25 protein-coding genes are annotated in these 26,792 nt (G+C 71.2%); 15 read left to right on the top strand and 10 right to left on the bottom strand.

The window, feature by feature from the left end; translation table 11 throughout:
• Window positions 1-20 precede the first annotated feature (20 nt).
• Window positions 21-728 (bottom strand): HAMP domain-containing sensor histidine kinase, encoded by a 708-nt coding sequence (locus VGT80_RS05140; protein WP_327453517.1) that lies wholly within the window; start codon window positions 726-728, stop codon window positions 21-23.
• Window positions 729-1,051: 323 nt separating this feature from the next.
• On the opposite strand from VGT80_RS05140, the gene VGT80_RS05135 reads away from it, so the two are divergent.
• On the top strand, window positions 1,052-2,626 hold the full coding sequence (locus VGT80_RS05135; protein WP_327453515.1) for a HAMP domain-containing sensor histidine kinase: 1,575 nt from the start codon (window positions 1,052-1,054) through the stop codon (window positions 2,624-2,626).
• Here the strand turns inward: VGT80_RS05135 and VGT80_RS05130 are convergent, their stop codons facing one another.
• Together VGT80_RS05130 and VGT80_RS05125 are read right to left on the bottom strand one after the other, a co-directional pair.
• Window positions 2,627-3,670: a hypothetical protein gene (locus VGT80_RS05130; RefSeq protein WP_327453513.1), complete on the bottom strand. Its 1,044-nt coding sequence runs from the start codon at window positions 3,668-3,670 to the stop codon at window positions 2,627-2,629.
• A 40-nt stretch (window positions 3,671-3,710) separates the two neighbouring features.
• Entirely contained in the window at window positions 3,711-4,625 is a 915-nt protein-coding gene (locus tag VGT80_RS05125; RefSeq protein ID WP_327453511.1) for a hypothetical protein, read from the bottom strand.
• Window positions 4,626-4,830: 205 nt separating this feature from the next.
• Here VGT80_RS05125 and VGT80_RS05120 point away from each other — a divergent pair, with 205 nt between their 5' ends.
• Genes VGT80_RS05120 through VGT80_RS05095 form a run of 6 tightly spaced genes read left to right on the top strand, consistent with a single transcriptional unit; the run spans window position 4,831 to window position 9,883 of the window.
• A complete protein-coding gene (locus VGT80_RS05120) occupies window positions 4,831-5,589 on the top strand; it encodes a methyltransferase domain-containing protein (RefSeq protein WP_327453509.1) in 759 nt (252 codons plus the stop codon).
• 4 nt (window positions 5,590-5,593) lie between these two features.
• A complete protein-coding gene (locus VGT80_RS05115; RefSeq protein WP_327453507.1) occupies window positions 5,594-5,929 on the top strand; it encodes a hypothetical protein in 336 nt (111 codons plus the stop codon).
• 4 nt (window positions 5,930-5,933) lie between these two features.
• Window positions 5,934-6,875: a glycosyltransferase family 2 protein gene (locus VGT80_RS05110; protein ID WP_327453505.1), complete on the top strand. Its 942-nt coding sequence runs from the start codon at window positions 5,934-5,936 to the stop codon at window positions 6,873-6,875.
• A 1-nt stretch (window position 6,876) separates the two neighbouring features.
• The gene (locus tag VGT80_RS05105) at window positions 6,877-8,445 is read left to right on the top strand and encodes a hypothetical protein (protein ID WP_327453503.1); all 1,569 of its coding nucleotides are present in this window, start codon (window positions 6,877-6,879) and stop codon (window positions 8,443-8,445) included.
• Between the two features lie 34 nt (window positions 8,446-8,479).
• Window positions 8,480-8,812: a DUF1491 family protein gene (locus tag VGT80_RS05100; RefSeq protein WP_327453501.1), complete on the top strand. Its 333-nt coding sequence runs from the start codon at window positions 8,480-8,482 to the stop codon at window positions 8,810-8,812.
• A 21-nt stretch (window positions 8,813-8,833) separates the two neighbouring features.
• Window positions 8,834-9,883 (top strand): ATP-dependent DNA ligase, encoded by a 1,050-nt coding sequence (locus VGT80_RS05095; RefSeq protein WP_327453499.1) that lies wholly within the window; start codon window positions 8,834-8,836, stop codon window positions 9,881-9,883.
• Here VGT80_RS05095 and VGT80_RS05090 read toward each other — a convergent pair.
• Window positions 9,874-12,249, bottom strand: coding sequence for a transketolase (locus VGT80_RS05090; RefSeq protein WP_327453497.1), 2,376 nt, complete (start codon window positions 12,247-12,249; stop codon window positions 9,874-9,876). The genes VGT80_RS05095 and VGT80_RS05090 overlap by 10 nt on opposite strands.
• Window positions 12,250-12,421: 172 nt before the next feature.
• Here VGT80_RS05090 and VGT80_RS05085 point away from each other — a divergent pair, with 172 nt between their 5' ends.
• The 3 genes from VGT80_RS05085 (at window position 12,422) to VGT80_RS05075 (ending at window position 16,735) form a co-directional block, all read left to right on the top strand.
• Window positions 12,422-14,053: a peptide chain release factor 3 gene (locus VGT80_RS05085; protein ID WP_327453495.1), complete on the top strand. Its 1,632-nt coding sequence runs from the start codon at window positions 12,422-12,424 to the stop codon at window positions 14,051-14,053.
• Window positions 14,054-14,226: 173 nt separating this feature from the next.
• Window positions 14,227-15,609, top strand: coding sequence for a hypothetical protein (locus VGT80_RS05080; RefSeq protein ID WP_327453493.1), 1,383 nt, complete (start codon window positions 14,227-14,229; stop codon window positions 15,607-15,609).
• A 49-nt stretch (window positions 15,610-15,658) separates the two neighbouring features.
• Entirely contained in the window at window positions 15,659-16,735 is a 1,077-nt protein-coding gene (locus VGT80_RS05075) for a TonB family protein (protein ID WP_327453490.1), read from the top strand.
• On the opposite strand, the gene VGT80_RS05070 is transcribed toward VGT80_RS05075, so the two are convergent.
• The 5 genes from VGT80_RS05070 to VGT80_RS05050 form a co-directional block, all read right to left on the bottom strand.
• Window positions 16,732-17,499 (bottom strand): ABC transporter permease, encoded by a 768-nt coding sequence (locus tag VGT80_RS05070; RefSeq protein ID WP_327453488.1) that lies wholly within the window; start codon window positions 17,497-17,499, stop codon window positions 16,732-16,734. The two genes, VGT80_RS05075 and VGT80_RS05070, sit on opposite strands and share 4 nt — an antisense overlap.
• Window positions 17,496-18,233: an ABC transporter ATP-binding protein gene (locus VGT80_RS05065; RefSeq protein WP_327453486.1), complete on the bottom strand. Its 738-nt coding sequence runs from the start codon at window positions 18,231-18,233 to the stop codon at window positions 17,496-17,498. The genes VGT80_RS05070 and VGT80_RS05065 overlap by 4 nt, the downstream gene beginning before the upstream one ends.
• A gap of 10 nt (window positions 18,234-18,243) precedes the next feature.
• Window positions 18,244-19,254 carry an ABC transporter substrate-binding protein gene (locus VGT80_RS05060; RefSeq protein WP_327453484.1) on the bottom strand — a complete coding sequence of 337 codons (1,011 nt, stop codon included), beginning with the start codon at window positions 19,252-19,254 and terminating at the stop codon, window positions 18,244-18,246.
• A gap of 528 nt (window positions 19,255-19,782) precedes the next feature.
• Window positions 19,783-21,591, bottom strand: a complete 1,809-nt coding sequence (locus VGT80_RS05055) for an ABC-F family ATP-binding cassette domain-containing protein (protein WP_327453482.1) — start codon at window positions 21,589-21,591, stop codon at window positions 19,783-19,785.
• 60 nt (window positions 21,592-21,651) lie between these two features.
• Entirely contained in the window at window positions 21,652-21,921 is a 270-nt protein-coding gene (locus VGT80_RS05050; protein WP_327453480.1) for a hypothetical protein, read from the bottom strand.
• Between the two features lie 138 nt (window positions 21,922-22,059).
• Here VGT80_RS05050 and VGT80_RS05045 point away from each other — a divergent pair, with 138 nt between their 5' ends.
• On the top strand, window positions 22,060-22,524 hold the full coding sequence (locus tag VGT80_RS05045) for a YcgN family cysteine cluster protein (RefSeq protein WP_327453478.1): 465 nt from the start codon (window positions 22,060-22,062) through the stop codon (window positions 22,522-22,524).
• On the opposite strand, the gene VGT80_RS05040 is transcribed toward VGT80_RS05045, so the two are convergent.
• Window positions 22,521-23,012, bottom strand: a complete 492-nt coding sequence (locus VGT80_RS05040; RefSeq protein WP_327453477.1) for a DUF805 domain-containing protein — start codon at window positions 23,010-23,012, stop codon at window positions 22,521-22,523. The genes VGT80_RS05045 and VGT80_RS05040 overlap by 4 nt on opposite strands.
• A gap of 158 nt (window positions 23,013-23,170) precedes the next feature.
• On the opposite strand from VGT80_RS05040, the gene VGT80_RS05035 reads away from it, so the two are divergent.
• The 4 genes from VGT80_RS05035 to VGT80_RS05020 all read left to right on the top strand — a co-directional run bounded on the left by VGT80_RS05035 (window position 23,171) and on the right by VGT80_RS05020 (window position 26,713).
• A complete protein-coding gene (locus VGT80_RS05035) occupies window positions 23,171-24,124 on the top strand; it encodes a J domain-containing protein (RefSeq protein ID WP_327453474.1) in 954 nt (317 codons plus the stop codon).
• Between the two features lie 66 nt (window positions 24,125-24,190).
• Window positions 24,191-24,523, top strand: coding sequence for a hypothetical protein (locus VGT80_RS05030; protein WP_327453472.1), 333 nt, complete (start codon window positions 24,191-24,193; stop codon window positions 24,521-24,523).
• A gap of 22 nt (window positions 24,524-24,545) precedes the next feature.
• Window positions 24,546-25,235, top strand: a complete 690-nt coding sequence (locus VGT80_RS05025) for a response regulator transcription factor (RefSeq protein ID WP_327453470.1) — start codon at window positions 24,546-24,548, stop codon at window positions 25,233-25,235.
• A gap of 95 nt (window positions 25,236-25,330) precedes the next feature.
• On the top strand, window positions 25,331-26,713 hold the full coding sequence (locus VGT80_RS05020) for a sensor histidine kinase (RefSeq protein WP_327453468.1): 1,383 nt from the start codon (window positions 25,331-25,333) through the stop codon (window positions 26,711-26,713).
• The last annotated feature ends 79 nt before the right edge of the window (window positions 26,714-26,792 follow it).

Raw genomic sequence — 26,792 nt, 5'->3', positions numbered from 1 at the left:
GGCGCTATCCGCAACCGCCATCAGGCGGCCGGCAGGGTCACCCGCGCCGCCAGCCCGCCCCGCGGCCGGGCGCTCAGCGCCAGCCGCCCGCCCATCGCCTTGGCGGTCAGAGCGCAGATGGAAAGGCCCAGCCCTGCGCCGTGCGACCGGCGGGTGAGGGCGGTCTCCCCCTGCTCGAAGGGCTGCAGCAGGCGGCCGACATCGGCGGGCTCGAACCGCTCGCCTGGGTTCTCGATGGCGATCTCGACGGTCTTGCCGCGCTGCAGGGCGGCGATCTTCACCTCGCCGCCCGCCGGCGAAAAGACGATGGCGTTGTGGATCAGGCCGGAGAGCAGCGTCTTCAGGCCACGTTCGTCGGCCAGCACGCTGGGCAACGACGCCGCCGGCGCCTTCACCGTCACCGCGCCCTCCGCGATCTCGGCGGCGAAGCCGGCCAGCAGGTCCTCGATCACCGGCCCCAGCGCCTCGGGCTGCGCCTCGAAGTCCATGGCGTCGCCTTCCAACCGGGCGATCTCCAGCACCTGGTTGACCAGCTTCAGCAGCTTCTGGCCGCTGTCGCGGACGATTTCGGCATATTCCTGGTACTGCGGCGCGCCCAGCGGCCCGTAGAGCTCCGTGGCTAGGATCTCGGAGAATCCGAGGATCGAATTCAGCGGCGTGCGCAGCTCATGGCTCACCATCCGCAGGAACGAGCGTTTCTGCGCTTCCAGCGCAGCGTCCTTGGACACGCGCCGAGCCGGGGCTTTTTCAGCCGCTGTGCGCATCTTGCGGGCGCGGGCCTTCAGGTTTCAGAGATCGGCATTCTTTCGCGTCCCGCTTACGATTTTGTTTCCGACGAAGCTCTTAGGGTCGTGCGAAGGTCGCGCAGCAGGCGAGCGGTCTTAACCGGGCTCGCGTAGGCCGCTAAGCTGCAACCGTCCGCAACTTGCGCGGACAGAGATGTGGAGGGCCGATCCTGGCCGGATCCAGCCGACGATCGAACACGGCGAAGCGGGCGCAGGCGCGGGAACGACGCTTCGCGGTCCTGTGGCATCTGGCCTGGGCCGCCGCCGTGCTGGCCGCCGGGGCGGGCCTCGTGGCGCGCAGCCTGCTGGGGCCGGGCGTCGAGCTGGCCGCCTTGGGCGTCGGCGCGGCCGCGGCGGTCTTCGGGGCGCTGCTGGCGCTCGCGGGCTCGGACGGCGCGCGCGGCGTCGCCATCGTGCTCTGGGGGCTTTCCGGCGCCCTCGCCTGCCAGATGACCGGCGGGGTGGCCGGACCGCTCGCCGCCTGGTGCCTGGCCCCATTGGCCGCCACGGCCGCCTTCCGCGTCGCCCGCCTGCTGCCGCTGGGGGCCGCCGCCGCCGTCGCGGCCACCGGCATCGCGGCGCTGGGCAGCCTGCTCCTGCCCCTGCCGCACGTAGAACCGGCCGCGGCCCCCTGGCTCGGCATGCTCGCCACCGCCACCTCGGCGCTGGGCCTGGGCGCGGCGCTCGTGGCGCTGCACGCCGCGGTCCGCCGCCGCGACCGGGAGCGCGATGACGTCGAGTTTGGCCTGCGCGAGGTGCTGGCGAACCAGCCGCAGTTGCTGCTCACCCTCTATCCTGGCGGCCGCGTCCTGGAGGCCTATGGCCAGCCGCCGCCCGGCCTCGACCTCCACGACATCGCCTCGCGCAACTTCGGCGAGTTCGTCGCCGCCGACGAACGCCCGGCCGTCGACGAGGCCCTGCAGCGCGCCATCGCCGAGGGCACGGCGGAGATCGCCTTCACGCCTGCGCACGATCCGCTCGGCTGGTGCGTGCTGTCGCTGCGCCGCATGAGTTCGATCCGCATCGCCGGTGCGCTACGCGACGCCCGCGCCCAGCGCAGCCGCGAGACCGAACTCGATCAGGCGCGCACCGCGGCCGAGGCGCAGAACGCCGGCAAGAGCCGCTTCCTGGCCAATATGAGCCACGAGCTGCGCACCCCGCTCAACGCCATCATGGGCTTCTCCGACATCATGCGGCAGCGGCTGTTTGGCCCGATGAGCGACCGCTACGCCGAATACGCCGACCTGGTGCACGACGCCGGCGCGCACCTCCTGGAGCTCATCAACGACGTGCTCGACATGTCGAAGATCGAGGCCGAGCGCTTCGAGCTGGCCCGCGAGGCTTTCGACGCCCGCGACGCCGTCAGCGCGGTGATCCGGCTGATGCGCGGCCAGGCCGAGCGGGCGGGCGTCCAGCTGCGCGGCGTCCTGCCTTCGGAGGCCCTTGAGGTCGAGGCCGACCGTCGCGCGATCAAGCAGATCGCCCTCAACCTGGTCTCCAACGCGCTCAAGTTCACCCCGCAGAACGGCTCGGTGACCCTCACCGTCCAGGCGGTGGAGGAGATGCTGGAGATCGTCGTCTCCGATACCGGCGTCGGCATCGCGCCAGGCGACCTGGAGCGGCTCGGCACCCCCTTCGAACAGGCCGGCGACGCCACCCAGCGGGCCGCTGGCGCGGGCCTTGGCCTGTCGCTGGTGCGGGCCTTCGCCAAACTGCACGGCGGCGAGATGTGCCTCGAGAGCACGGTGGGCGAGGGCACCACCGTCACCGTCCGCATGCCGGTGGTGGTGCTGGATCCGCCGATTGCGGTGGCCCCGGCGGAAGCCTCGGTCGGCGGCTGATCAGCGGCTCTCGAAGGCCGCGATCACCTCGGCGACGACGCTTCCCCAGTCCAGCAGCTTCGGCTGCCGGAACAGGCGCATCGCGGGATACCACGGCGTGTGCGCCCCGCGCTCGCCCCAGCGCCAGTCGGGGGTGAAGGGGATCAAGGTCCAGCAGGGCTTGCCCATGGCGCCGGCCAGGTGGGCTACCGCCGTGTCGACGGTGATCACCATCTCCAGCCCCTCGACGATCGCCCGGGTGTCCTCGAAGTCCTTCGCCCCGGTCACCGCCGGATCGAGGCTGACCGCGCCCGGCAGGGCCAGCAGCCGCTCGGCCAGCGGCCTGGGCAGGGCGCGCCGCGGATCGGGATCGAGGCTGCCCACCGTCATCACGCCCACGCCGCGGCCGCCTGCGCCGCCCGGCAGATAGACCGCCTCCGGCACGGTGGCCGGCGTGGTCCCCATCCTGAGCGGCAGCGAGGGCGACAGGGCCCAGGCCTCGGCGCGGGGGACCTCGACGCTGGGCCCCAGCGGCAGCAACCGCACGCCGAGCGCAGCGAACAGCCGCTCAAGGCTCGGCCGGCAGAGCAGGGTCACCTCGACGCCCTGCGCCTTCAGCACGGGCACGTAGCGGTTGAACATGATCTCGTCGCCCAGCCCCTGCTCGGGCAGGATCACCAGCGATTTCACCGGCCCGCCATGCCACTCGGGAAAGCTCAGGCGCGGGCGGCCGACCATGGCCTTGGTGATTTTCACCTCGCGCCGCTCGTAGAGGCGGAACCCCTCGGCATAGTCGCCGGCCCTGAGCAGGTTCAGCGCCAGCGGGAATCCGATCGTCGGCTCCTCGGGGGTGGCGGTCAGGGCGGCGCGAAAGATCGTCCGGGCCTCGTCGAAGCGGGCCTGGTGCTCCAGCACCACGCCCAGGGTGACCAGGAGGTTCGGCCCCTGCGCCACGCGGAACGCCAGCCTGAGCAGCCGCTCGGCCTCGTCCGGCCGGTCGGCGTCGCCGGCGGCGAGCGCCTGTTCATAGAGCTCCTGGGCGGTGAGGGTGCGCTGGGTCGACACAGGGGCGCTTATCGCCGCCCGCCGGGCCCTACGCAATTCTCTAACGAGAGGCCATCTGCACGAAAGCCCGGCCCGCCGCGAAGTCGCCGACCTCCACATAGGCGCGGCGCACCTTGTCGCCCGGGAACAGGAAGTCCACCGCCACCGCCTCGCGGGGGTCGAGGTTGGCCAGCGCCAGCGCCGCCTGGGCCGGGAAGCGGAAGGCCCAGCCTTCGTCCTGGCCCTGCTGGCCCTTGGGCAAGAGGTCGTGACCCGCCTCGCCCCGCGCCTCGGCCAGCATGCCGGTCAGCGCGCCGGCGGGCGGCAGGCGGTCGGGCAGGCTCAGCCCCACCGTGGGGCCGGCGCCGGAGCGCCTGAGATAGGGTCCGGAGCTGCGGCGAGTGTCGCGCAACACCAGGCGCGCGCCATAGGGCGTCGCCCCGTCGGCGAACTGGGCCACGGCCAGCAGCACCGCGGCGTCCTCGCTCCCCGCCAGGCCGAACGACATATGGTCCGCGCCGAACGCGCTTTCCTGCTTCAGCCGCCACGGATTGGTCGGCGTCACATAGCGATCGGCCGCCCAGGCGGCGACATCGCCGTGATAGGTCAGCCGGTTGATGCGGCCATAGCTGGCGAAGGCCTGCTTCACGCGGTTGGCGGCCACGGTCACGTCCTGCGAGCGGCAGTCGGCCTCGGCGGCGCGCAGGCGGGCGACGCGGTCGGCACGCTCGATCTCCTCACGGCTGGCCCCGGCGCGCAGGGCCGCGCCCCGCGCCTGGGCGGCGGCGGCGGCCAGCGCGCTGGCCAGCTGTGGGGTGAACAGGCCACAGCGCGAATCCGCAGCCTCCATGACCGTACGCTCGTAGAACAGGTCCAGCGGTTGCGCGCGTGCAACGGCGGGCGCCACGACCAGCGCCGCACCCAACAACCCCATCCACCGAGACGCCGGCCGCGCATTGATGCGCGTGTCCGTCATGCGTCTTCTGTCTCTTTGCGGCCCAACAGAACACGGGCCTTGCCAGGGTCTTAGCGGAACGGGGTTTCCGGACCGTGAACCGGCAGGCGGCAATCGCGCCCGTGCGACGAGGCGCGCCGTTGCCACGCCCGCGCGCCGCGCTTAACCCATCTTCCATCCTTGCGGCGCAGCTTCGCGGCTGCCTCAACCTGGGTCCGGAACGCGCGTGTCCCAAGCCATCTCGCCCTACGACGACACCTTCTACGAGTATCAGCGGGAAGGCGCGCTGCGTTCCGCGCGCCTCTTGCTGCCGCTGGTCCATGAGGTCCTGAAGGTCCGCAGCGTCCTCGATGTCGGCTGCGGCGCGGCCGCTTGGCTGCGCGTGCACCAGGAGCTCGGCGTCAGCCAGGTGCTGGGCCTCGACGGCGACTACCTCGACCCCGCGCTGCTACTGATCGCCCCCGACGGCTTCTGGCCCGCCGATATCACCCAGCCGCTGGCGCTTGGCCGCCGCTACGACCTGGTCCAGTGCCTCGAGGTCGCCGAGCACGTCCCGCCCGACGCCGGGCCCGGGCTGATCGACAACCTGGTCGGCCACGGCGACCACATCCTGTTCTCGGCCGCGGTCCCGGGCCAGGGCGGCAAGGGCCACATCAACGAACGACCGCTCGGCTACTGGCGCGACCTGTTCGCCGAGCGCGGCTACCGCGCCTTCGACTACCTGCGTCCGCGCATCGCCCGTGAGGCCGAGATCGAGTGGTGGTACCGCTACAACACCCTGCTCTACGTCCATGAGCGCGCCACGGCCGCCCTCCCGGCCCAGGTCCGCGACGCCGAGATCGCACCGGGCTCGCCGGTGCCCGACGTCTCGCCCCTGCCCATGAAGGTGCGCAAACTGATGCTGCGCGCCCTGCCGGCGTTCACGGTCTCCCACCTGGCGGCGATGAAGCACCGGCAGTTCGTACGCGCCCTGGCGCGGGGCTGAGGCCGTGCCGCTCTGGGTCCATGCCCTCCTGCTCCTGAGCAGTCTCTCGGCGGCGGGCGGCCAGCTCATGCTCAAGCAGGGCGCGGCGGGTCGCGCCGCGGCGATCGATTTCGTCAATCCGTGGCTGGCGGGCGGCCTGACCTTTTACGTCCTGGGCGCCCTCTTGTGGATCTTCGCCCTGTCGAAGGCGCCGCTGACGCTGGTCTATCCCTACACGGCGCTGACCTTCGTCATCGTCTATGTCAGCGGCGCGATGTTGTTCGGCGAGGTCGTGCCGCCGCGGGCGCTGGCCGGCGTCGGCTTTGTCCTCGCGGGCCTCTTGCTCATCAACCTGCGTTGATCCGATGAAGCCCAAGCGCCTCAACCTGGTCGTGCCTTGCTTCAACGAAGAGGCGGTGCTGCCCGAGACCATCGCCCGCCTGCTGGCCCTGCTCGACGACCTGGTCGCCCGCAGCCTGGTGAGCGCCGACAGCGCCATGACCTTCGTCGACGACGGTTCGCGCGACGACACCTGGGCGATCATCGAGGCGGGCCGGGCCGGGGACGCCCGCGTCGGCGGCATCCGGCTGTCGGCCAACCGCGGCCACCAGCACGCGCTCCTGGCCGGTCTGCTCAACGCGCCGGGCGACGTGCTGATCAGCCTGGACGCCGACCTGCAGGATGATCTGGCGGCCATTCCCAAGATGCTCGAGGCCCACCAGCGCGGGGCCGAGATCGTCTACGGCGTCCGCGGCCGCCGCGTGCACGACAGCCTGTTCAAGCGCTACAGCGCCTGGACCTACTACTGGCTGCTGCACCGGCTGGGCGTCGACGTGGTCGCCGACCACGCGGACTTCCGGCTGATGGGCCGCCGCGCCATCGAGGCCCTGTCCGGCTTCACCGAGGTGAATCTGTTCCTGCGCGGCATCGTCCCCTTGCTCGGCTTCCCCAGCGAGGTGGTCACCTACGAACGCAACGCCCGCTTCGCCGGCGAGACCAAATATCCGTTGTCGAAGATGATCGCCCTGGCCGCCAACGGCGTCTTCTCCTTCTCCACGGTCCCCCTGCAGTGGATCACCGTGCTGGGCTTCGTGGTGGCCCTGGGTTCGGTCGGCGCCGGGTTCTGGGCGCTGGGCGTGCGGCTGTTCACGCCCTACGCCCTGCCGGGTTGGGCCTCCACCGTGATTCCCATGTATTTCCTGGGCAGCGTGCAGCTCTTGGCCATCGGCATCATCGGCGGCTACGTCAGCCGCATCTACGCCGAGACCAAGCGCCGGCCGCGCTTCATCATCGAGAAGACCCTCTGAGATGACCTCCCTCGCCGCGGCGCTCGGGGGCCGCTCGCTGCGCGCCCGCCTGGCGCCGATCGACGCCGCGATGCTCGGCCGTCTCGCGCTCTTCGCCCTGGGCGCCCTGGTCATCTGGATTTCGCCCCGGCCGCTGATGATCGACCTGCCGCAGCACGCGGGGCAGGTGGCCCTGTTGCACGACCTGGCGCTCGGTTGTTCGCCCTGGGCCGGCGAAATCCACGTCAATCTCCTGACCCCCTATCTGATCGGCTATGGCTTGGCCCTGCCGCTCGCCTTCGTGATGTCGGCGGCGGCGGCGCTGAAGGTGGTGCTGACCGCGGCCTATGGCGCCTTCATCTGGGCCTGCATCGCCATCCGCCGCGAGCTCGGGGCCTCACCCCGGCTCGACGCGTTCTACGCCTTCAGCTTCTTCGGCTTCGCCTACGCCTGGGGCATGTACACCTTCCTGGTGGCCGCTCCGCTGGGCCTGGCCTTCATCTGGCTTTCCATCCGTTACGCCCGCTCAGGCCTGGCGCGACAGGGCGCGGGCCTCGCCGCCCTGGGGCTCGCCCTGCTGCTCTCCCACGGCCTGGTGTTCCTCTTCGCCGGCGCCATCGGCGGCCTGATCCTGCTGGTGCGGGCCAAGAGCGTGCGCCAGCTCATCGTCCGCTCCTGGCCGTTCTGGATCCTGCTCGCGGCCGCCGCGGCCTTCGCCATCCTGACTCGCCAGCGCGAGGCGGCGATCACCCACGACTTTGCCGCCAAGGTCGTTTTCGGCGCCTGGCGGGCCCACCTCCTCTCGGCCCTGCTCAATCCCTTCGACGCGCCCTTCAGCCCCTGGCCGGCCTTCTGCATCCCGATCTTCGGCCTGCCGCTCATCGCCGGCTTCCGGCCGGACTGGCGGGCCCGCGAAGCGTTGGTGATCGTCGGCGGCGTCCTCGGGGCCATGCTCCTGGCGCCGCACTACGCCTGGTCGACAGCCCTGCTCTACGAGCGCTTCGCCCTGTTCCTGCCGCCGGCCTACGCCTGGCTGCTGCGCGAGCAGCCGCCGGCGCCGGACAGCCTGGCCCGGCGCCTGCAGCCCCGGCTCGGCCTGATCGCCGGCCTCGCCGCCGCCGCCATCCTCCTCCAGCACGCCCGGCTGTCCTTCGAGTTCGGCCGCGAGCAGCGCGATTTCGACGGCGTGCTCGCCGCCGCCGCGCCGGGCCAGCGGGCGCTGGCGCTGATCTACGATCCGACCAGCCAGGTCGACCGCAGCAGCAATGCCTACATGCACCACGCCCTCTGGTACCAGGCCGAGCGGGGCGGCTTCGTCGACTTCAACTTCGCCGCCTTCCATCCGCAGATCGCCCGCTTCCGGCCGGCGGCCACACCTGCGGTCGACGAGATCATCGCCCAGAACCCGACCCGCTTCGACTGGCGCGCCGACGCCGGTGACCGTTACCGCTACATCTTCGTGCGCAGCGCCGGCGCTCCGCCTGCGCAGATGTTCCAGGGCGCGACCTGCGCCCCGGTCCAGATCGCCGCGGCCGGCAAGTGGCGGCTCTACGAACACCGCCCGTGCGCCGTGGCCAACGCGGCTGGATGACAGTCCCGCCCGCATCAGCGCATCTTCCCGCCCGATGCTGCTCTCCACGGACATCTGGGTGACCGCGCTGATCCGCCGGGCCGAGCTGGGCGGGGCGTTCGGCGTGGTGGCGCGCAAGGGCGACCCGCGGGCCGGCGCGGTGCTGGTGAAGGCGCTCAACCGCACCGACGGCACGGCCCGGCTCTATGCCGAGGCCACCCGCCTCGACGGCGAGCGCGTCTGGATGGAGCCCGCCGCCTCGCACGCCGAGCCCGACCTCGACCGCTACATCGAACGCGCCCTGCGCATCGATCCCGACGTCTGGGTGGTGGAGATCGACGACAAGGAAGGCCGCCACTTCCTCACCGAGCCCGTGGAACGGAGCTGAGCGCGCGGGCGCTTGGCGGTCATGCGCCTCGCCGACCTCGCCGTCCCCCTCGACCTCGCCCCCATGGAGGCCAAGCTGGTCGCCGACATCCCCGCCGAGCCCGGCTGGCGCTTCGAGCCCAAGTGGGACGGCTTCCGATGCCTGGCCTTCCGGGCGGGCGACACGGTCGAGCTGAAGTCGAAATCCGGCAAGCCGCTCGGCCGCTACTTCCCCGATGTGGTGGCCCTGCTGCAGGCCCTGCCGGTCGAGCGCTTCGTGGTCGATGGCGAGCTGGTCATCCCGGTGGGCGGGGAACTCTCCTTCGACGCCCTGCAGCTGCGCCTGCACCCCGCCGAGAGCCGGGTGCGCAAGCTCGCCGCCGAGACCCCGGCCTCGCTGGTGCTGTTCGACTGCCTGCTGGACGCCAGGGGCCGTTCGCTGGTCGACGCCCCGCTCACCAGGCGCCGCGCCGAACTGGAGGCGCTCTTCAAGCGCTTCGAGGCCGCGCCGCGCATCCTGCTCTCGCCGGGCACGGACGATCCCGCCCAGGCCGGCCAATGGCTCAAGGAGGTCGGCGCCGCCCTCGATGGCGTGGTCGCCAAACGGCTGGACGGGCCGTACCTGGCCGGCGAGCGGGCCATGCTGAAGATCAAGGCCATGCGCACCGCCGAGTGCGTGGTGGGCGGCTTCCGCTACGAACAGGACAGCAGGCTCGTGGGCTCCCTGCTGCTCGGCCTTTATGACGGCGAAGGCCGGCTCGACCACGTGGGCTTCACCTCGACCATCAGCGACGCCGACCGCCCGGCGCTCACCAAACGCCTGGAGAAGCTCGCGGGCGGGGAGGGGTTCACCGGCGACAGGCCCGGCGGTCCCAGCCGCTGGTCCAACGGCCGCGCCACCGAATGGACGCCGCTCAAACCCGAACTCGTTGTCGAGGTCCGCTACGACCACGTCACCGGCGACCGCTTCCGCCACGGGACCAAGCTGCTCCGCTTTCGCCCCGACAAGGCCCCGCGCCAATGCACCCTGGCCCAGCTCCGCGCCGAGGCCGCCCCGCGCGAGATCCTGGCGGCGACGAGGGCTCAGGCGTAGAGGTCGGCGCACGCCTCGACGATGGCGTCCACGTCCAGCCGGTAGTGGCGGTAGAGGTCGGGCAGGTCGCCCACCTGGCCGAAGCCGTCGAGGCCGAGCGGGCTGACCCTCTGGCCGCGCACCGCGCCCAGCCACGAGAGCGTCGCCGGCGCGCCGTCGATCACCGTCACCAGGCCTGCCCCCGGCGCCAGCCGGCTCAGCAGGGCCTCGGCATGGCTCTCGCGGCGGCCTTCGCCGCGCCAGCGGCCGCGCCGCGCCGCGATCCAGTCGCGATGCAGCCGGCCGGGTGACACCACGTTGAGCACCCCCAGGCCGGGGATATCCTCGGCCAGCGCCTCGGCCGCCTGCAGCACCTCCGGCGCGACCGCGCCGCAGAAGGCGATGGCCATTTCGGCGCCTGCGGCCGGGTCGATCAGCCAGTAGCCGCCCTTCAGCGCATCGTCGCGCCAGGCCTCATCCCGGCGCTCGGGCTGGGCGATCTGGCGCGTGGTCAGCCGCAGATAGACCGAGCCGCCGCCGTCGGCCTGCATGTGCTCGAAGGACCAGCGCATGACCTCGGCCATCTCGTCGACGAAGGCCGGCTCGAAATAGGTCAGGCCCGGCTGGCCGATGCCGATCAAGGGCGTGTAGATCGACTGGTGGGCGCCGCCCTCGGGGCCGAGCGTCAGGCCGGCCGGCGTCGCCACCAGCATGAAGCGGGCGTCCTGATAGCAGGCGTAGTTCAGCGCATCCAAGCCTCGCGAGATGAACGGGTCGTAGACCGTGCCGATCGGCAGCAACCGCTCGCCGAACAGCGGCGCGGAGAGGCCGAAGGCGGCCAGGTTCAGGAACAGGTTGTGCTCGGCGATGCCCAGCTCGACGTGCTGGCCCGCCCCGCCGCCAGCCCATTTCTGCGGTGAGGGGATCTTGGCGTCGCGGAACACGTCGGCCGTCTCGCGCCTGCGGAACAGGCCCCGCTGGTTCACGAACCCGCCGAGGTTGGTGGAGACCGTCACGTCCGGCGAGGTGGTGACGATTCGGTCGGCCAGCGGGCCAGGGCTCTTGGCCAGCTCCAGCAGGATCTTGCCGAAGGCCTGCTGGGTGGACTGTTCGCCGCCCTCCGGGCTCGGGAACGCGCCGCGCGGCGGCACCGGCACAGGCTCGGCCTTGAACTGGCGTTCGCCCGGCTGGGCGAAGGGCGCGGCGTCGATGAAGGCCCTGACCTCCTGCGCGGCCTCGGTGGAGAGGCCGGCCAGCGGCTCCCATTCCTGGCCCTGCGGCACCCCCATGGCCTGGCGCAGCGCCTCGACCTGGGTGGCGGTCATCAGGCCGGCGTGGTTGTCCTTGTGGCCCTGCAGCGGCAGGCCGAAGCCCTTGACGGTGTAGGCGATGAACAGGGTGGGCGTGTCGTCCTGGGCCGCATCGAAGGCCTCGGTGAGCGTCTCCAGGCAGTGGCCGCCGAGCCCGATCATCAGTTGGTGGAGGTCCTCGTCGGAAAAGCTCTCCAGGAGCGCGGGCGCCCCCGGCTCTCGCCCGATGTCGGTGGTCAGCCGCATCCGCCACGCTGCTCCGCCCTGATAGGTCAGGGCCGCGTATTCGGCGTTGGAGCAGGCCTCGATCCAGGCCTTCAGCGCCGCCCCGCCCGGCCGGGCGAAGGCGCGCATCTGGGCCTTGCCCCACTTCAGCGTCACCACCCGCCAGCCGGCGGTCTCGAAGATGTCGTCGAAGCGGTCGAACATCCGGTCCGCGGTGGTCGCGTCCAGGCTCTGGCGGTTGTAGTCGACGATCCACCAGACATTGCGGATGTCGTGCTTGTAGGCCTCGATCAGGCACTCGTAGATGTTGCCCTCGTCGAGTTCCGCGTCGCCGAGCGTCGCCACGAACCGGCCCTCGCGCGCCGGATCCAGCATGCCGTGCGCCTTCAAATAGTCCTGCATCAGCGAGGCGAAGGCGGTGATCGCCACGCCCAGGCCCACCGAACCGGTGGAGAAGTCGACGTCGTCCTTGTCCTTGGTGCGCGACGGATAGGACTGCGCCCCGCCGAAGGCGCGGAACGCCTCCATCTGCTCGCGGGTCTGGCGGCCCATCAGATATTGCGCGGCATGGAACACCGGGCTCGCGTGCGGCTTCACCGCCACCCGGTCCTGCGGCTTCAGCGCATGGAAGTAGAGCGCCGTCAGGATGGTGGTCATGGAGGCGCAGGAGGCCTGGTGGCCGCCCACCTTCAGCCCGTCGCGGCTCTCGCGGAGGTGGTTGGCGTTGTGGATCGTCCAGGTGGCGAGCCAGCGCAGCCGCTCGTCGATCCGCCCGAGCATCTCAAGCGAGCGATTGGTGGCGAGGGGACCGGGTCCTGGGACCGGTTTCGGCATGGCGGCGCGGGTCTTCATGGTCTCTGCGATAGCACCAGAATTGGGGCAAGAGCTTGCCGATTTTGCCGCATGACGGGGCGCGAAGCCGTCCGATCTACGCCCTGGCGCAGCAGGTTTTGGCCCGCTCGGCGCCTGGCTCTCGCCGCGCGCCGTTTGCGAAACCCGGCCGCGCAGGCTACCTGCCGCGCCCATGAGCTCTTCCCCCGCCGCCGAGGCCGCCAATGCTCGTCCAGGAATCGCCGCCCAGGCGGCGCGGCGGCGCACCTTCGCGATCATCTCCCACCCGGACGCCGGCAAGACGACGCTCACCGAGAACCTGCTCTTGGCAGGCGGCGCCATCCGCGCGGCCGGCCAGGTGCGGGCCCGCGGCGAGAACCGCCGCACCCGCTCCGACTGGATGAAGATCGAGCGCGAGCGGGGCATCTCCGTCTCGGCCTCGGTGATGACCTTCGATCACGCGGGCCAGATGTTCAATCTGCTGGACACGCCCGGCCACGAGGACTTCTCGGAGGACACCTACCGCACGCTCACCGCCGCCGACGCCGCGGTGATGGTGCTCGACGCCGCCAAGGGCATCGAGCCGCAGACGCTGAAGCTGTTCGAGGTGTGCCGGCTGCGCGACATCCCGATCCTGACCTTCATCAACAAGATGGATCGCGAAGCGCAGGACCCCTACGCCCTGCTCGATGAGATCGCCTCCAAGCTCGCCCTCGATCCCGCGCCGCTTTACTGGCCGGCCGGCTCCGGCGGCCGCTTCAAGGGCATGATCGATCTGCAGCGGGCGCGGTTCATCCCGTTCGCCAAGAAGGTGGCCAATAACGACGAGGGCCATCCCGAGCCGGTGCCGCTTGGCGGAAATTCCACCGCCGCCTTCCTCGACGCCGCGGAGCAGGCCGAGGTGGAGGAGGGGGCCGAGCTGGTGCAGGCGGCCTCCAAGCCCTTCGACCTGCAGTCCTTCCTGGAAGGCCACATGACGCCGGTGTTCTTCGGCTCGGCGCTCCGCCACTTCGGCGTCGACCAGCTGCTGGAGGGCCTCGGCGAATATGCCCCCGCGCCCAAGGCGGTGAAGGCGACCAGGGCCGAGGCGCCGATCGAGGTCGAGCCCGGCGACAAGGAGGTCTCCGGCTTCATCTTCAAGATCCAGGCGAACATGGATCCCAACCACCGCGACCGCATCGCCTTCCTGCGGCTGACGTCGGGCAAGTTTGCGCGCGGCATGAAGCTGAAGGTGCAGAACACCGGCCGCCAGCTCTCGGTCAACGCCCCGGTGATGTTCTTCGCCTCCGACCGCGAGCTGGCCGAGGAAGCCTACGCCGGCGACGTGATCGGCATCCCCAACCACGGGATCCTGCGCGTCGGCGACAGCCTGTCCGAAAGCGGGACCCTGCGCTTCGCCGGCCTGCCCAACTTCGCGCCGGAGATCCTGCAGCGGGTCCGCGTGAAGGACCCTCTCAAAGCCAAACACCTCACCCGCGCCCTGCAGGGCCTGGCCGAGGAGGGCGTCACCCAGCTGTTCCGCCCGACCATGGGGGCGGACTTCATCGTCGGCGCCGTCGGGCCGCTGCAGTTCGAGGTGATGGCCGACCGGCTCGCCAACGAATACCAACTCGAGGTGATCTTCGAGGCGAGCCCCTATGCCGAGGCCCGCTGGATCGCCGCCGACAAGGCCGATCTCGAGGATTTCATGGGCAAGCACCGGGGCGCGATGGCCGTCGACATCGACGACCAGCCGGTGTTCCTCGCCAAGTCCGCCTGGGAGATCGGCTATGTCGCCGAGCGCTTCCCCAAGGTCCGCTTCGAGCGCGCCAAGGAACGCGCCTAGCCCCTCGCCGCAAGGAACCGAACCCCGGTCCGCGCCTTTCCGGTTAAGCTTCGGTTAACCACACAGGGCGCGTTAAGCACTTGTTAAGGCCCCCGGCTCCGGCTTTGCTGTTGTCGTTCAGGACGCTGGCCGACCGTCTCATCCCGGGACGGACGCCTGGCGGGAGCGGCGGCATGTTCGAACTGGGGCGGGAGATCTTCCGGCGTCTGGCGCCGGAGCGGCTCAAGACGGTGGCCGATGGCCTGACCGGCGGCGATGCCACCCTCCTCGAACTGCTCGACCTCAACCTCATCCAGCAGGAAGGCCGCGCCGCCGACGTGGCCGCCGGCCGGATCAGCGCCAAGGACCGCGCCCAGCGCCGGCTCGACGCCGCCGTGGTCTGGCGCGAGGTCGCCCGCCGCACCGGCGATCCCGCCACCCTGCGCAAGGCCGCCGCCGGCGCCGAGGCCGCCGCCGCCGCCTTCGAATCCGCCCGGCGCTGGGAAGGCTGGGCCCGCGCCCGCTGCGAACAGGCCTTCTGCGCCCTGCTGGGCGCCGAGACCTTCGGCGACCCCGGCCTCGAAGCCGCGGCCGAAGCCGCCTTCCGCGACGCCCGCGGCGGCGCCCGCACCGGTGTCGCAGCCCCGCTGGCCGACATCGGCCTGGCCGCCATCGAGGCCCGCCGCGAGCTGGCCCTTGGCGACGCCACGGCCGCGCGCTACGCCGCCGGCCGCTTCGCCCAGCCGATCGCCGCGCTCGAGGCGCTCAGCCGCCGGCTCGGCCACGCCCGCGTGTTCGCCGCCGAGGCCCGCATCATCCGCGCCGACCTCACCTGCGCCTGGGCCGCCCGGCTGAAGGACGAGACCCTGTTCCGCGACGCGCTCGATGACGCCGTCGCCGCCGCGGCCCGCCTCGATCCGGCCTACGAGCCCCTGACCTGGGCCCGCGCCGAGCTGCTGCGCGGCCAGGTCCTCACCCTGTGGGGCGAGATGATCGGCGACGTCGAAATCCTCGCCGCCGGCGCCGCCGCGCTCGCCGCGGCCATCGACCAGGTCGGCCGCGACCACAGCCCGCTGGACTGGGCCCGCAGCCAGGTGGCGCTCGGCCAGGCCCTGCAGGGCCTCGGCGACGCGAGCGCGCAGCCGCGCGCCTACGAACAGGCGGTCACCTGCTACGACCGCGCGAGCCTGGTCCTGAAGAAGCTCGACGCCAGTCCCTTGCGCGGCCTGGCCGCCGGCGCGCGGGCCGTCTGCCTCGCCCGCCAGGCCGAGATCACCGGTGACCTCGCCGTGCTCGACGCGGCCGAGGCGGCCATGAAGATGGAGCTTGCCAACCTGCCGGCCCGCCGCGATCCGGTCGGCTGGGCCCTGTCGCAACTGCACCTTGCCCGGCTCTACGAAGCCCGCATCGACATCACCGGCCAGGACGGCGGCCGCCGGGTCGCCGCGGTCACCGCCCTGGAAACCGCCCTCGACGTCTTCTCCGAACAGGGCCTGGCCTCGCTCAGCCGCCTCGCCGCCGACGCCCTCGAGCGCCTGCGCCCGGCCTCCGAAGTCGGCCGCGGAATCGAGAGCTAGGGGTCAAGGACAGCGGAGCGGCAGCGCCTCCGCCCTAAGGGAGCAATCCATGAGACGAGTGATCGCCGCCTTGGCGATAGCCCTCGCCGGGCTTGGCTCGGCCCAGGCGCAGACCTCCAACGCCGACTGGCTTCGCAAGCCCACCCGCGACCAGCTGCTCTCGGTCTGGCCCCCCGCCGCGCTGAAGCGCCAGGTCAAGGGCAGCGCCACCGTCTCCTGCACCGTCACCGTCCAGGGCGCGCTGCGCGACTGCAAGGTGACCGAGGAAAGTCCCCCCGGCATGGGCTTCGGCTCGGCCGCTCTGGCGCTCACCCCGCAGTTCCTCATGCGCCCGGCGCTCAAGAACGGCGTCGCGGTGGAGGCCAAGGCCAACATCCCGATCGTCTGGGCGGAGGTGCCCAGCGACGTGGCCGATACCATCACCCGGCAGCCGGAGCCCTACACCGGCTCGCGGCTGGCCTCGGTGTCCGTCGAGCAGCGCAACGCCAATAAGGTGCTCAGCAACATCCCCTGGACCGCGGCGCCAAGCGTCGCCGACGTGCGGGCGGCCTATCCGGCCAAGGCGCGCAGCGAAAAGAAGGATGGCCACACGACGCTCGACTGCGTCTTCAATCGGCGCGGCGGCCTCTCCGACTGCCGGCCGATCTTCGAGGAGCCGCGGGGCTACGGCTTCGACCGCGCCGCCGAACGCCTCGCCGAGAAGTTTACCGGGCCGGCCACGGACGCGGCGGGCGGGCTCATCGCCGGCGCCCACACCCAGATCGTCTTCAGCTTCGCCGCGAGCGGCCTCGACGCCGACACCCCGGCCATCGGCAAGCCGCACTGGATGGTCCTGCCGACCTACGAGGAGTTCAACGCCGCCTTCCCCAGCGCCGCCGCCAAGGCGGGAATGCTGAAGGCCCGGGTGGTGCTGAAATGCAAGGTCGCCGCCGACGGCGCGCTCACCGGCTGCGCGGTCGAGAGCGAGGATCCCAGCGGCTACGGCTTCGGCCCCGCCGCCGCGTCCCTGGCCGGCAAGTTCCGGCTCAGCGTCTGGACCGCCGAGGGGCTGCCGGTGGTCGGCGGCTCGATCAGCGCGCCGATCCGCTGGGAGCTGGCCCAGGTCCCGCAAGCGACCAAGCCCTAGCGCCCGCTCCACCACCTGAGGCCGGCCCGCTCGACGGCGTCAAGCACCGCGTAGAGCACCGCGCCCATCACGCCCAGCACCACCAGGGCCGCGATCATCCGCGCCGTCTGCAGCTTGAAGCTGGCGTCGAAGATGCGCCACGCCAGGCCCTGCACCTTGCCGGAGCCGGCCACGAACTCCGAGACCACCGCGCCCACGATCGCCAGGCCGGCCGCCACCTTGTGGCCCTGCAGCAGGAACGGCACGGCAGACGGGATGCGCAGCCGGACGAGCCGCTGCAGCCGCCCCGCGCCATAGAGGTCGAACAGCCGCATCAGGTCCTGATCGACCGCCTTCAGCCCGGTCAGCGCGCCGGAATAGATCGGGAAGAAGGCCACCACCATGGCCAGCGCCACCACCGCCCGCTCCGGATGGTCGGTCCCGGCCCAGATGTTGACCAGCGGCGCGATGGCGATCACCGGGGTGACCTGCAGCACCACCGCCAGCGGCTGCACCGCGCGCTCCAGCACGTTCGACAGCACCACCGCCAGCGCCAGGGCCTGGGCCAGGAGGCTGGCGATGACCAGCGCGATGAGGGCGCTCGACAGGGTGTACCAGGCGGCCTTCAGCAGGCCGGGCAGGTCCTGGACCAGCGCCAGGGCCACGGCGCTCGGGGGGCTGAGGAAATAGCTCGGCACGTGGCCGGCGCGGCAGGCGATCTCCCAGCCCGCCAGCAAGGCGGCGATCAACAGCGCCGGCGCCAGGGCTTCGATCACCCGCCTCATGCGCTCATGCCCTGGGCCAGCGCCTTGGAGACCATCTCCACCGTCCTGCGGAAGCCCGCCGAGGTGCGGAAGCCCGCAGGCCGCGGCAGCGGCCCTTCCACCGCCACCTCGCCCGCCAGCCGCCCGGGGCCGGCGCTCATCACCACAACGCGGGAGGCCATGTAGACCGCCTCCTCAACATTGTGGGTCACGAAGACGATGGCCGGCTGCAGGCCCTGCCACAGCCCCAGCACGTCGTCGGCGAGCGCGCGCCGGGTGATCTCGTCCAGCGCCGCGAACGGCTCGTCGAGCAGCAGCAACTTCGGCTCGGTGGTCAGGGCGCGGGCCAGCGAGACCCGCATGGCCATGCCGCCCGAGAGCTGCGCCGGGCGCGCGTCCTCGGCCCCCGCCAGCCCCACCCGCGCCAGCGCCTCGCCGGCCCGCCGCATGGCCTCGCCCCCGCCCATGCCCGCCAGCTCCAGCGGCAGGGCGGCGTTGGCCCGCGCGCTCAGCCACGGCGCCAGCGTCGGCGCCTGGAAGACCACCGCGGTCTCGCCGCGGCCCGGCGTGCGGATCACCCGGCCGGCGCTCGGCGCCTCCAGCCCGGCCAGCAGCCGCAGCGCCGTCGACTTCCCGCAGCCCGAGGGCCCCACCAGCGCCACGATCTCGCTCGGCCCGATGCTCAGCGAGAACGGCCCCAGCGCCCGGCCGCGGGCATAGTCCACCTCGACGTTTTCGAGGGCCGCGATGGTCATTTCTGGCCAATCACTTGGGGACCGGCAGGCTCACGAAGTCCAGCGTGTAGGCGGCGTGATAGTCCATCGTCTTCGGATAGACCCCCTGGCCGGCCGCCACGTCGAAGAACGCCTTCCACCGCGCCTCGGTCATGGCGCCGACGCCCAGCGTCTTGGCCTCGGCCCCATCGACGATCCCATAGGCCTTCATCTTCGCCCGCGCCTGGCTGAGGACATCCTCGGTCATCTCCGGATTGTCCTTCATGATCAGGGCGTCGGCGGGCTTCGGATCGCCGTAGAGATAGTCATGCCAGCCCTTGGCCGACGCCTCGACGAAGGCCTTCACCGCCGCCGGGTTCTTCGCGATCAGGCTGTCCGGCGCCAGCACCATGGCCGCGTAGCCGGGGTAGCCCTCGTCGGCCAGCAGGAACACCTTCGGCGTCAGGTGACCTTCCTTCTCGATCGTATAGGGCTCGCTGGTCAGATAGCCCTGCTGAACCACCCGTTTGTCGGCCAGGAACGGCGCGGAGTTGAAGGTGTACTTGCGCACCTGGTCGTCGGTGAATCCGTACTTGGACTTCAGCCACACCCAGAACGCCGTCACCGAGGCGTCGGACAACAGGATCGGGTGGCCCTTCAGGTCGGCGATGGTCTTCAGCCCCGGGTCGGGGTGGGCGATCAGCACCTGCGGGTCCTTCTGCATGAAGGCCGCCACCGCCTTCACCGGCACCTTCTGTTGGGCCAGGTTCATGACGATGAAGCTGTTGGACCCGTCGCCGAGCTCCACCGCGCCGGCCGCCAGCAGCTGCGGCACGTTCACGCCCGGCCCGCCCTGGATCAGCGTCACGTCGAGCCCGCGCTTGGCGTATTCGCCCTCGGCGAGCGCTTCATAGAAGCCGCCGTGCTCGGCCTCGGCGCGCCAGTCGGTGGCGAAGCGGATCGGCGTCCTGCCCGACGGCGCCGCGGCGTGATCGGACTTGCCCGGCGAACAGGCGGCCAGCAGGCCCAGCATGGCCAGCAGGGCGGGACGCAGCAGCTTCATGGATATCCCCGACAGCAAGGCGGCGGAGGGTAGGGCGCTCCGGCGGAGGTTGGAAGATGCCTGGACGACGTCAGTTTTCGCCGGCGGACGCTGCGGCCGCGGACCCGTTCGCCCATAGCAAGAGGGCGGCGCATCGGTTTCCCGTTGCTCCGCCCTCTCATACAGATCCGTTGGGGGATCTGCGCCTTGAGGCCAGCTGCGACTTCGGTTCACGAGTTGCCCCGTGGGTTTTCCGCCGCGTCCGAGTTTCCCGTCCAGACTGGTCCCGGGTTGCCCCGGTCCCGCGCCTCTTCTGGAAACCTCCGCTCGCTTGAGCCGTCCGGTCGCCCGTCCAACTCCGCGCCGCAGTTCCTCTCAGCAAAAGGACGATGCGCCCGGCCCCGGGAGGTGGCAAGCGCCCGATTCGCCCCCCATGTGGGCGAGCCGTCAAAACACTGTGAATAAGCTGTTAACGATTTGGGGATGACGGCCAGATAATCCCACGAAATCAACGGCTGAACTTATCCACAGGAAACCGCGAAACAGAGCTCAACGGCCGGTTTCCAGGGCCTCGCGGCGCTCCTCAAGGGCGAACCATTCCTCCTCCGCCGCGGACAGCTGGGCCCGCGCCGCCTCCAGCTCGCGGCTCAGCCGATCGAACGCCGCCGGGTCGCGTCCGTAGAGCCCTGGATCGGCGAGCTTGGCCTCCAGCTCCGCGATCGTTCCCGGCAGGGCGTGGACCATCCCGTCGAGCTCGGCCAGCCGCCGCTGGTCCTTGTAGGTGAGCTTGCTGGGCCCTGCCGCCGGCGGGCGCGGCGCCGAGGGGCTCTTGGGCGCGGCCCTGGGTGGGGCGGGCGCGGCAGCCCGGGCGCCGAAGAAGCCCGGGTTCTGGGACACGAAATCCTGCCAGCCGCCCGGCGTCTCCACCGCGCGGCCCTGCCCATCGAGGCCGATGGTGGAACTGGCCAATCTATCGATGAAGTCGCGGTCGTGGCTGACCAGGATCAGCGTGCCCTCATAGTCGGCCAGGAGGTCCTCGAGCACGTCCAGGGTCTCCATGTCGAGGTCGTTGGTGGGCTCGTCCAGCACCATGACGTTGGACGGCTGGGCCAGCGCACGCGCCAACAGCAGGCGGTTGCGCTCGCCGCCCGACAGGCTCTTCACCGGCTGGCGCAGCTGGCCCTCGCCGAACAGGAAGTCCTTGGCATAGGAGACCACGTGCCGGGGCTCGCCACGCACCATCACCTGGTCGCCGCCCTGCGGGGTCAGCACCTCCTTCAGGGTCATCTCCGGCGACAGCACGCTGCGCGCCTGGTCGATGTAGGCGACCTCCAGATTGGTCCCGAGCTTCACCTCGCCGCTATCCGGCGCGAGATCGCCCAGCAGCAGCTTCACCAGCGTCGTCTTGCCCGCCCCGTTCGGTCCCACGATCGCCACCCGGTCGCCGCGCAGGATGCGGGTCGAGAAGCCCTTCAGGATCGTCCGGTCGCCGAACCCCTTGGAGATCGCCTTGGCCTCGGCCACCCGCTGGCCGGACATGCCGGACGAGGCTACGCCCATGGAGAGCCCGCCGCGCGCCTCGCGCATCCGGTCGGCCTTGGCCAGGCGCATGGAGTCCAGCCGCCGGCGCCGGCCCTCGTTGCGGGCGCGCCGGGCCGTGACGCCGCGCGCCATCCAGTGCTGCTCGCGCTGGATGAACCGCTCGAGCCGCCGGGCCTCCTCGGCTTCCTGGGCGGCGATCTTCTCGGCCCAGTCGTCGAAGGCCGCGAACCCCTTGTCGAGCCGCTTGACCTGCCGGTACTCGAGCCAGAACGAGCGCCGGGTCACCCGCTCCAGGAAGGCGCGGTCGTGGCTGACGATCAGCGCCGCGGCGCGGCTGGCGGCCAGCTGCGTCTCCAGGATCTCGATCGCCAGGATGTCCAGGTGATTGGTCGGCTCGTCGAGCAGCAGGACGTCGGGCGCCTCGGCGAAGGCCCGAGCCAGCGCCGTGCGCCGGATCTCCCCGCCGGACAGGCCTTCCGCGCGCTTTGCCGGATCCAGTCCGAAGGCGTCCAGCGCCGCCTTGGCCTGGTGCCCTGGCGCGCCGCCCGCGGTCGCGTGGTCCAGCAGGGTCGCCCCGTCGATCTCGGGCTCCTGCGGAACCAGCGCGATGCGCGCGCCGGGCGTCACCGAGCGCTCGCCGCCGTCCGGCGCGACCTGGCCGGCCAGGATGCGCAGCAGGGTCGACTTGCCGGCGCCGTTGCGTCCCACCAGGCAGGCGCGCACGCCGGCGTCCAGCGCCAGGTCGACGCCGTCGAACAGCATCACCGGCCCGTCCGCCAGGCGGACGTCCTTCAGCGCGAGGATCGGGGCTCTCATGGGCGGGGTGAGATAGAGGCTTCCGCGCCCTTAGCAAGCTCGGCCCGGTCGATCGGCCGGTCAGCCCCGGGCTGCGAACCAGCCCTGCGACGCCAGCTTCGGCGCCGCCGCGGGCTTCTCGATCAGCGGCATGCCGCAGGCCGTGCAGGCGCCCGCGGCCGGGAAGTCCTTGCCGTCGTTGTCACAGCCGCAGGGCGGGCAGATGAACACCTTCGGTGCCTTCGGGTCCGGCTCGGCGGCCAGGGCCGCGCCGGCGATCCCGGCCACGCCCACCGCGCCCAGGGTGACCATCGACATCCGCAGGAAGTGACGTCGGCCGCAATCGCACATGGGTAAGCCCTCCGCTCGAGATGGCCGAAAGCTTGCGCGCGGAGCGCCCCGGCCGAAAGGACAAACACCCCGCCATTCGCGCCACAAATCCTCATGGCTCCGCTCGACGCGCCACCGCGCGCGGCCTAGATCATCGCCATGGCCGGCGAACCCTTCTGGCGCAGGAAAAGCCTCGGCGAGATGACCGCCGCGGAGTGGGAGAGCCTGTGCGACGGCTGCGGCCTGTGCTGCCTGGTGCGCTTCGAGGACGAGGCGACCGGCGACATCATCCCGACCCGCGTGCACTGCAAGCTGTTCGATCCGCAGGCCTGCGCTTGCACCGACTACGCCAACCGCAAGCGCCACGTGCCAGACTGCATCAAGCTGACGCCCGGCAATATCGACGCCCTGCAGTGGATGCCGGGGAGCTGCGCCTACCGTCGGCTGAACGAAGGCCGCGGCCTCGCCGACTGGCACCCGCTGGTCTCCGGCGATCCGGAGAGCGTGCACCGCGCCGGCGTCTCCGTCCGCGGCCAGACGATCAACGAACGCGTGCTGGCGGACAGCGAAGATGCCCTCGATTTCGCCGCCCCGGACCTAATCCCCGAGCGGGGACGAAGCTAGAGATCGTCCTCGCTCAACACGTCCTCGTCGTTCGTGACGAAGCTTCTGGGCCGCCACCATGGGTGAACCTCGTCGAAACGGTTGGGGCCCTGTTGACCCGGAAGTAGGCCCAGCAGCAGCAGAAGGGCGAGGCTGACGAGGCCATAGGCCGCGACTGCGATGATCGCGGTGCTGTCGGACGACCACGCAGGCTCACCCAGGGCCGCAAGCGGAGCAAAGAGCGCGACGGCGGCGAGCAGCCACCATCCGCTTCGGCCCATGTCATGGAGCCGCTTGATGATGTTCAGCGTCCCGACGGCCATCGAACCAAAGATGAGGATCAGCGACACCAGCTCGACTGCCGAATTGCCGCCCGCTTCCCTCGTCACCATGCCTGCAAGCGCTTCCGCAGCCCAGCAGACCACGACCACGATCCAAAAATGCGCGCGGTCGTTACGCCCCTGCGCCGTGAACAGATGGCTCCAGAATTCCGCTGAATTGGGCCTCATCCAAAATCCCCCGTCAGACGATCGACGATAGAACAATAAGGGAACTCAGATCAAGCCGATCACTGTGACAAATCTATCACATCCGCTCTTGCGTGCATGGGCGCGCGGACCAATCTAAAAGGCCAAGTTCTTTAGCGTAATTCAACGAGGTCCATCGCTTGGCGCGCGACCCCTATCAGGAGCTGGGCGTCTCCCGCAGCGCGAGCGCGGACGAGATCCGCAAGGCCTTCCGCAAGCTGGCCAAGGAGAACCATCCCGACACCAATCCCGGCGACACGCCCGCCGAGGAGCGCTTCAAGCGCGTCAGCGCCGCTTTCGACATCGTCGGCGACCCCGTCAAGCGCAAGAAGTTCGACGCCGGCGAGATCGACGCCGACGGCCGCCCGGCCTACGGCGGGTTCGCGGGCGGGCAGGGGCCCTGGGGCACGCGCCCGGCCGGCGGCTACGAGGGCAACTTCAGCCGCGGCGCCGGTCCGCGCGAAAGCTTCGAGGGCGTCGACCTGGGCGACATTCTGGGCGAGATGTTCGGCGGCGGCCGGGCCGGCGGCGGCACGGCCGGGCGCGGCGGCGGCTTCGGCCCCTTCTCGCAGCGCGGCTCCGACGTGCGGGCCAGGCTCGAGATCGACCTCGAGGACAGTATCCGCGGGGGCAAGAAGCGCATCGCCTTCTCCGACGGCCGCACCATCGACGTGACCATCCCCAAGGGCGCCCAGGAGGGCCAGACGCTGCGGCTGAAGGGCCAGGGCGCGCCCGGCCGCGCCGGCCCCGGCGACGCCTTCATCGAGCTGGTGATCGCCCCGCATCCGACCTACCGGCGCGAGGGCGAGGTGCTGGTGATGGACGTCCCGATCGCCGCCTACGACGCGGTGCTGGGCGGCAAGGTCGAGGCGCCGACGCCCGACGGGCCGGTGACGCTCACCGTGCCGCGCGGCTCCAACACCGGCGCCCGGCTCAGGCTCAAGGGCCGCGGCCTGGTCGACGCCCAGGGCCGCCGCGGCGATCTCTTCGCGCGGCTGGTGATCGTCCTGCCCGACAAACCCGACCCCGAGCTCGAGGCCTTCGCCGAGGAATGGCGGAAGAAACGACCCTACACGCCGCGGCGCCGTGTCTAGGCCAGGCTAAGATGCCATAAGGCCCATTCAGGCCCGGTTCAGTCCCGTCCGCTCAAGGTGCCGCCCATGATGTTTCGTATGGCCATCGCCGCGCTCCTCCTCGCCACGGCCGCGCCCGCCAGCGCGTTCGCCGCCCAGGATGGCCGGCCGTCGCTGGGCGCGGGCCGCGGCGACCAGGACGAGGCCCGCGCGGCCGTGCGCGCCGGGCGCCAGATCCCGCTGTCGCGCGTCATTCCCATGATCGCGGCGCGCAACAAGGGCGCCTATCTCAACACCACGACCGGCGATCAGGGCGGCCGCCCGGTCTATCTGGTCCAATGGCGGCTGCCCGACGGCCGGGTGGTGGTCTTCATCGTCGACGCCGAGAGCGGCGCGATGCTCGGCCAGCAGGGCGGCTAGCCGGAAGAAAGGGAGGCCAACCATGCGCATCCTGCTTGTGGAAGACGATCCGGATCTGTCGCGGCAGCTGAAGCTCGCCCTGGCCGACGCCGGCTACGCCGTGGACCATGCGCCCGACGGCGAGGAGGCCCAGTTCCTGGGCGAGACCGAACCCTATGACGCCGTCATCCTCGATCTCGGCCTGCCCAAGGTCGACGGGGTGTCGGTGCTGGAGCGCTGGCGGCGCGAGAACATGGCGACGCCCGTCCTGATCCTCACCGCCCGCGGCGCCTGGAGCGAGAAGGTGGCGGGCTTCGACGCCGGCGCCGACGACTATCTCACCAAGCCGTTCCACACCGAGGAGCTGCTGGCCCGCCTGCGCGCCCTGCTGCGCCGCTCCGCCGGCCACGCCGCGCCGCACCTCTCCTGCGGCGGCCTGCGTCTCGATCCCCGCGCCGCGCGGGCCAGCGTCAACGGCGAGCCGCTTCGGCTCACCTCGCTGGAGTACCGCCTGCTGCACTACCTGATGATGCACCAGGGCCGGGTGATCAGCCGCACCGAGCTGGTGGAGCATCTCTACGATCAGGATTTCGACCGCGATTCCAACACCATCGAGGTGTTCATCGGCCGCGTGCGGAAGAAGATCGGACCCGAGCGTATCGAGACGGTTCGCGGTCTCGGCTATCGCCTGACCTGCCCGGACGAGGAAGCCGGCAGTCAGGCGACCGCGTGACGCGAGCGCGGTCCGCAAGAGTGGAGGGCGGCTTTGCGATCAGAACGCGCTCAAACCTTTAGTCTGAGCCGCTCCCGTCGGGAGCGGCTGGGGTCGTGATCGGAGAGACGCTGCGGCGTCCATCGCTGGCCCGCCGGCTGGTGCTGCTGGCGCTGGGCTGGAGCCTGTCGGCGCTGATCGTCACCGCCGTCCTGCTGGCGCTGCTGTTCCAGCAGGCGGCGCTGCGCCGCTTCGACCTGTCGCTGTCGGACCTGATCGACAACCTGACCGCCGGCGCCACCGTCGACCAGGGCCAGGTCTTCGCCCCCGCCCTCACCGACGAGCGGGCGCTGCGCGCCTATTCCGGCCGCTACTGGGAAATTGCCCAGAGGGGGCCGGACCAGAAGATGCACGCCGTGTCCCGCTCCCGCTCGCTGTGGGATTCCGAGCTGCACCCGCCCGCCGACCTGCTGCGGCGGATGGCCGCCAATCCCGGCCAGCCGGTCACCTTCAAGGCGCGGGGTCCGCTGAACGAGCCGCTGCGGGCCATGGCGCGGCAGACCTCCATCACCGGCCTCGCCATGCCGGTGATCTTCCTGGCGGCGGAGGACCGCTCGCCGATCGACCGCGACGTGCGCGCCTTCGTGGCCTGGACGGCCGGCGCCTTCCTGCTGCTGGGCGCGGGCCTGATCGCCGCGGTGATCTTCCAGGTGCGGGTCGGCCTCCGGCCGCTGTTCGTCCTGCGCCGCGAGATCGCCGACGTGCGCCGCGGCAAGGCCGAGCGGATCTCGGGCGAGTTCCCCATCGAGCTGACGCCGCTGGCCGAGGAGCTCAACGCCCTCATGACCCATAACCAGGAGGTCGTGGAGCGCCAGCGCACCCACGTCGGCAACCTGGCCCATGCGCTGAAGACCCCGATCTCGGTGATGATCGCCGAGGCGGGCCAGCGCCCCGGTCCCCTGGCCGAGGTGGTCTCGCGCCAGGCCGAGATCATGCGCCAGCATGTGGATCACCACCTGCGCCGCGCCCGCGCCGCCGCCCGCACCCAGGGCCAGGGCGAGCGCACCGATGTCTCCGAGGTGCTGGACGAGCTGGCCAGGACCTTGGAGCGCATCTTCGCCGACAAGGGCGTCCGCATCGACTGGGACGCCGAGGAAGACCTCTTCTTCCTCGGCGAGCGGCAGGACCTGATGGAGATCGCCGGCAACGCCATGGAGAACGCCGGCAAGTGGTGCAAGGGCCGGGTCCGGGTCCGCGCCGAGGGGCTTGCGCCGGATCGGCTGATGCTCACGGTCGAGGACGACGGCTCCGGCCTGGCGCCGGACGAGCGCGAAACCGTCGTGCGCCGCGGCGAGCGCCTCGACGAGAACGCCCCGGGCTCGGGCCTCGGCCTGTCGATCATCGACGAGCTGGCCCGCGCCTATCGCGGCGCGCTGAAGCTGGAAGACTCCAGCCTGGGCGGCCTGAAGCTCGCCATCGACCTGCCGCGCGCCGCCTAACCGCGTTTCTTAACATTCGGAAAAGCTTAATAGGTCCGGGGCCATGGTTTCGGTCGGCGGAACCGCTTCCGCGTCCGGA

The sequence above is a fragment of the Phenylobacterium sp. genome (assembly GCF_035944335.1).
Lineage (GTDB): Bacteria > Pseudomonadota > Alphaproteobacteria > Caulobacterales > Caulobacteraceae > Phenylobacterium.
The sequence above is the reverse complement of the archived record's forward strand: the minus strand, read 5'-3'. Positions and strand labels throughout refer to the sequence as shown.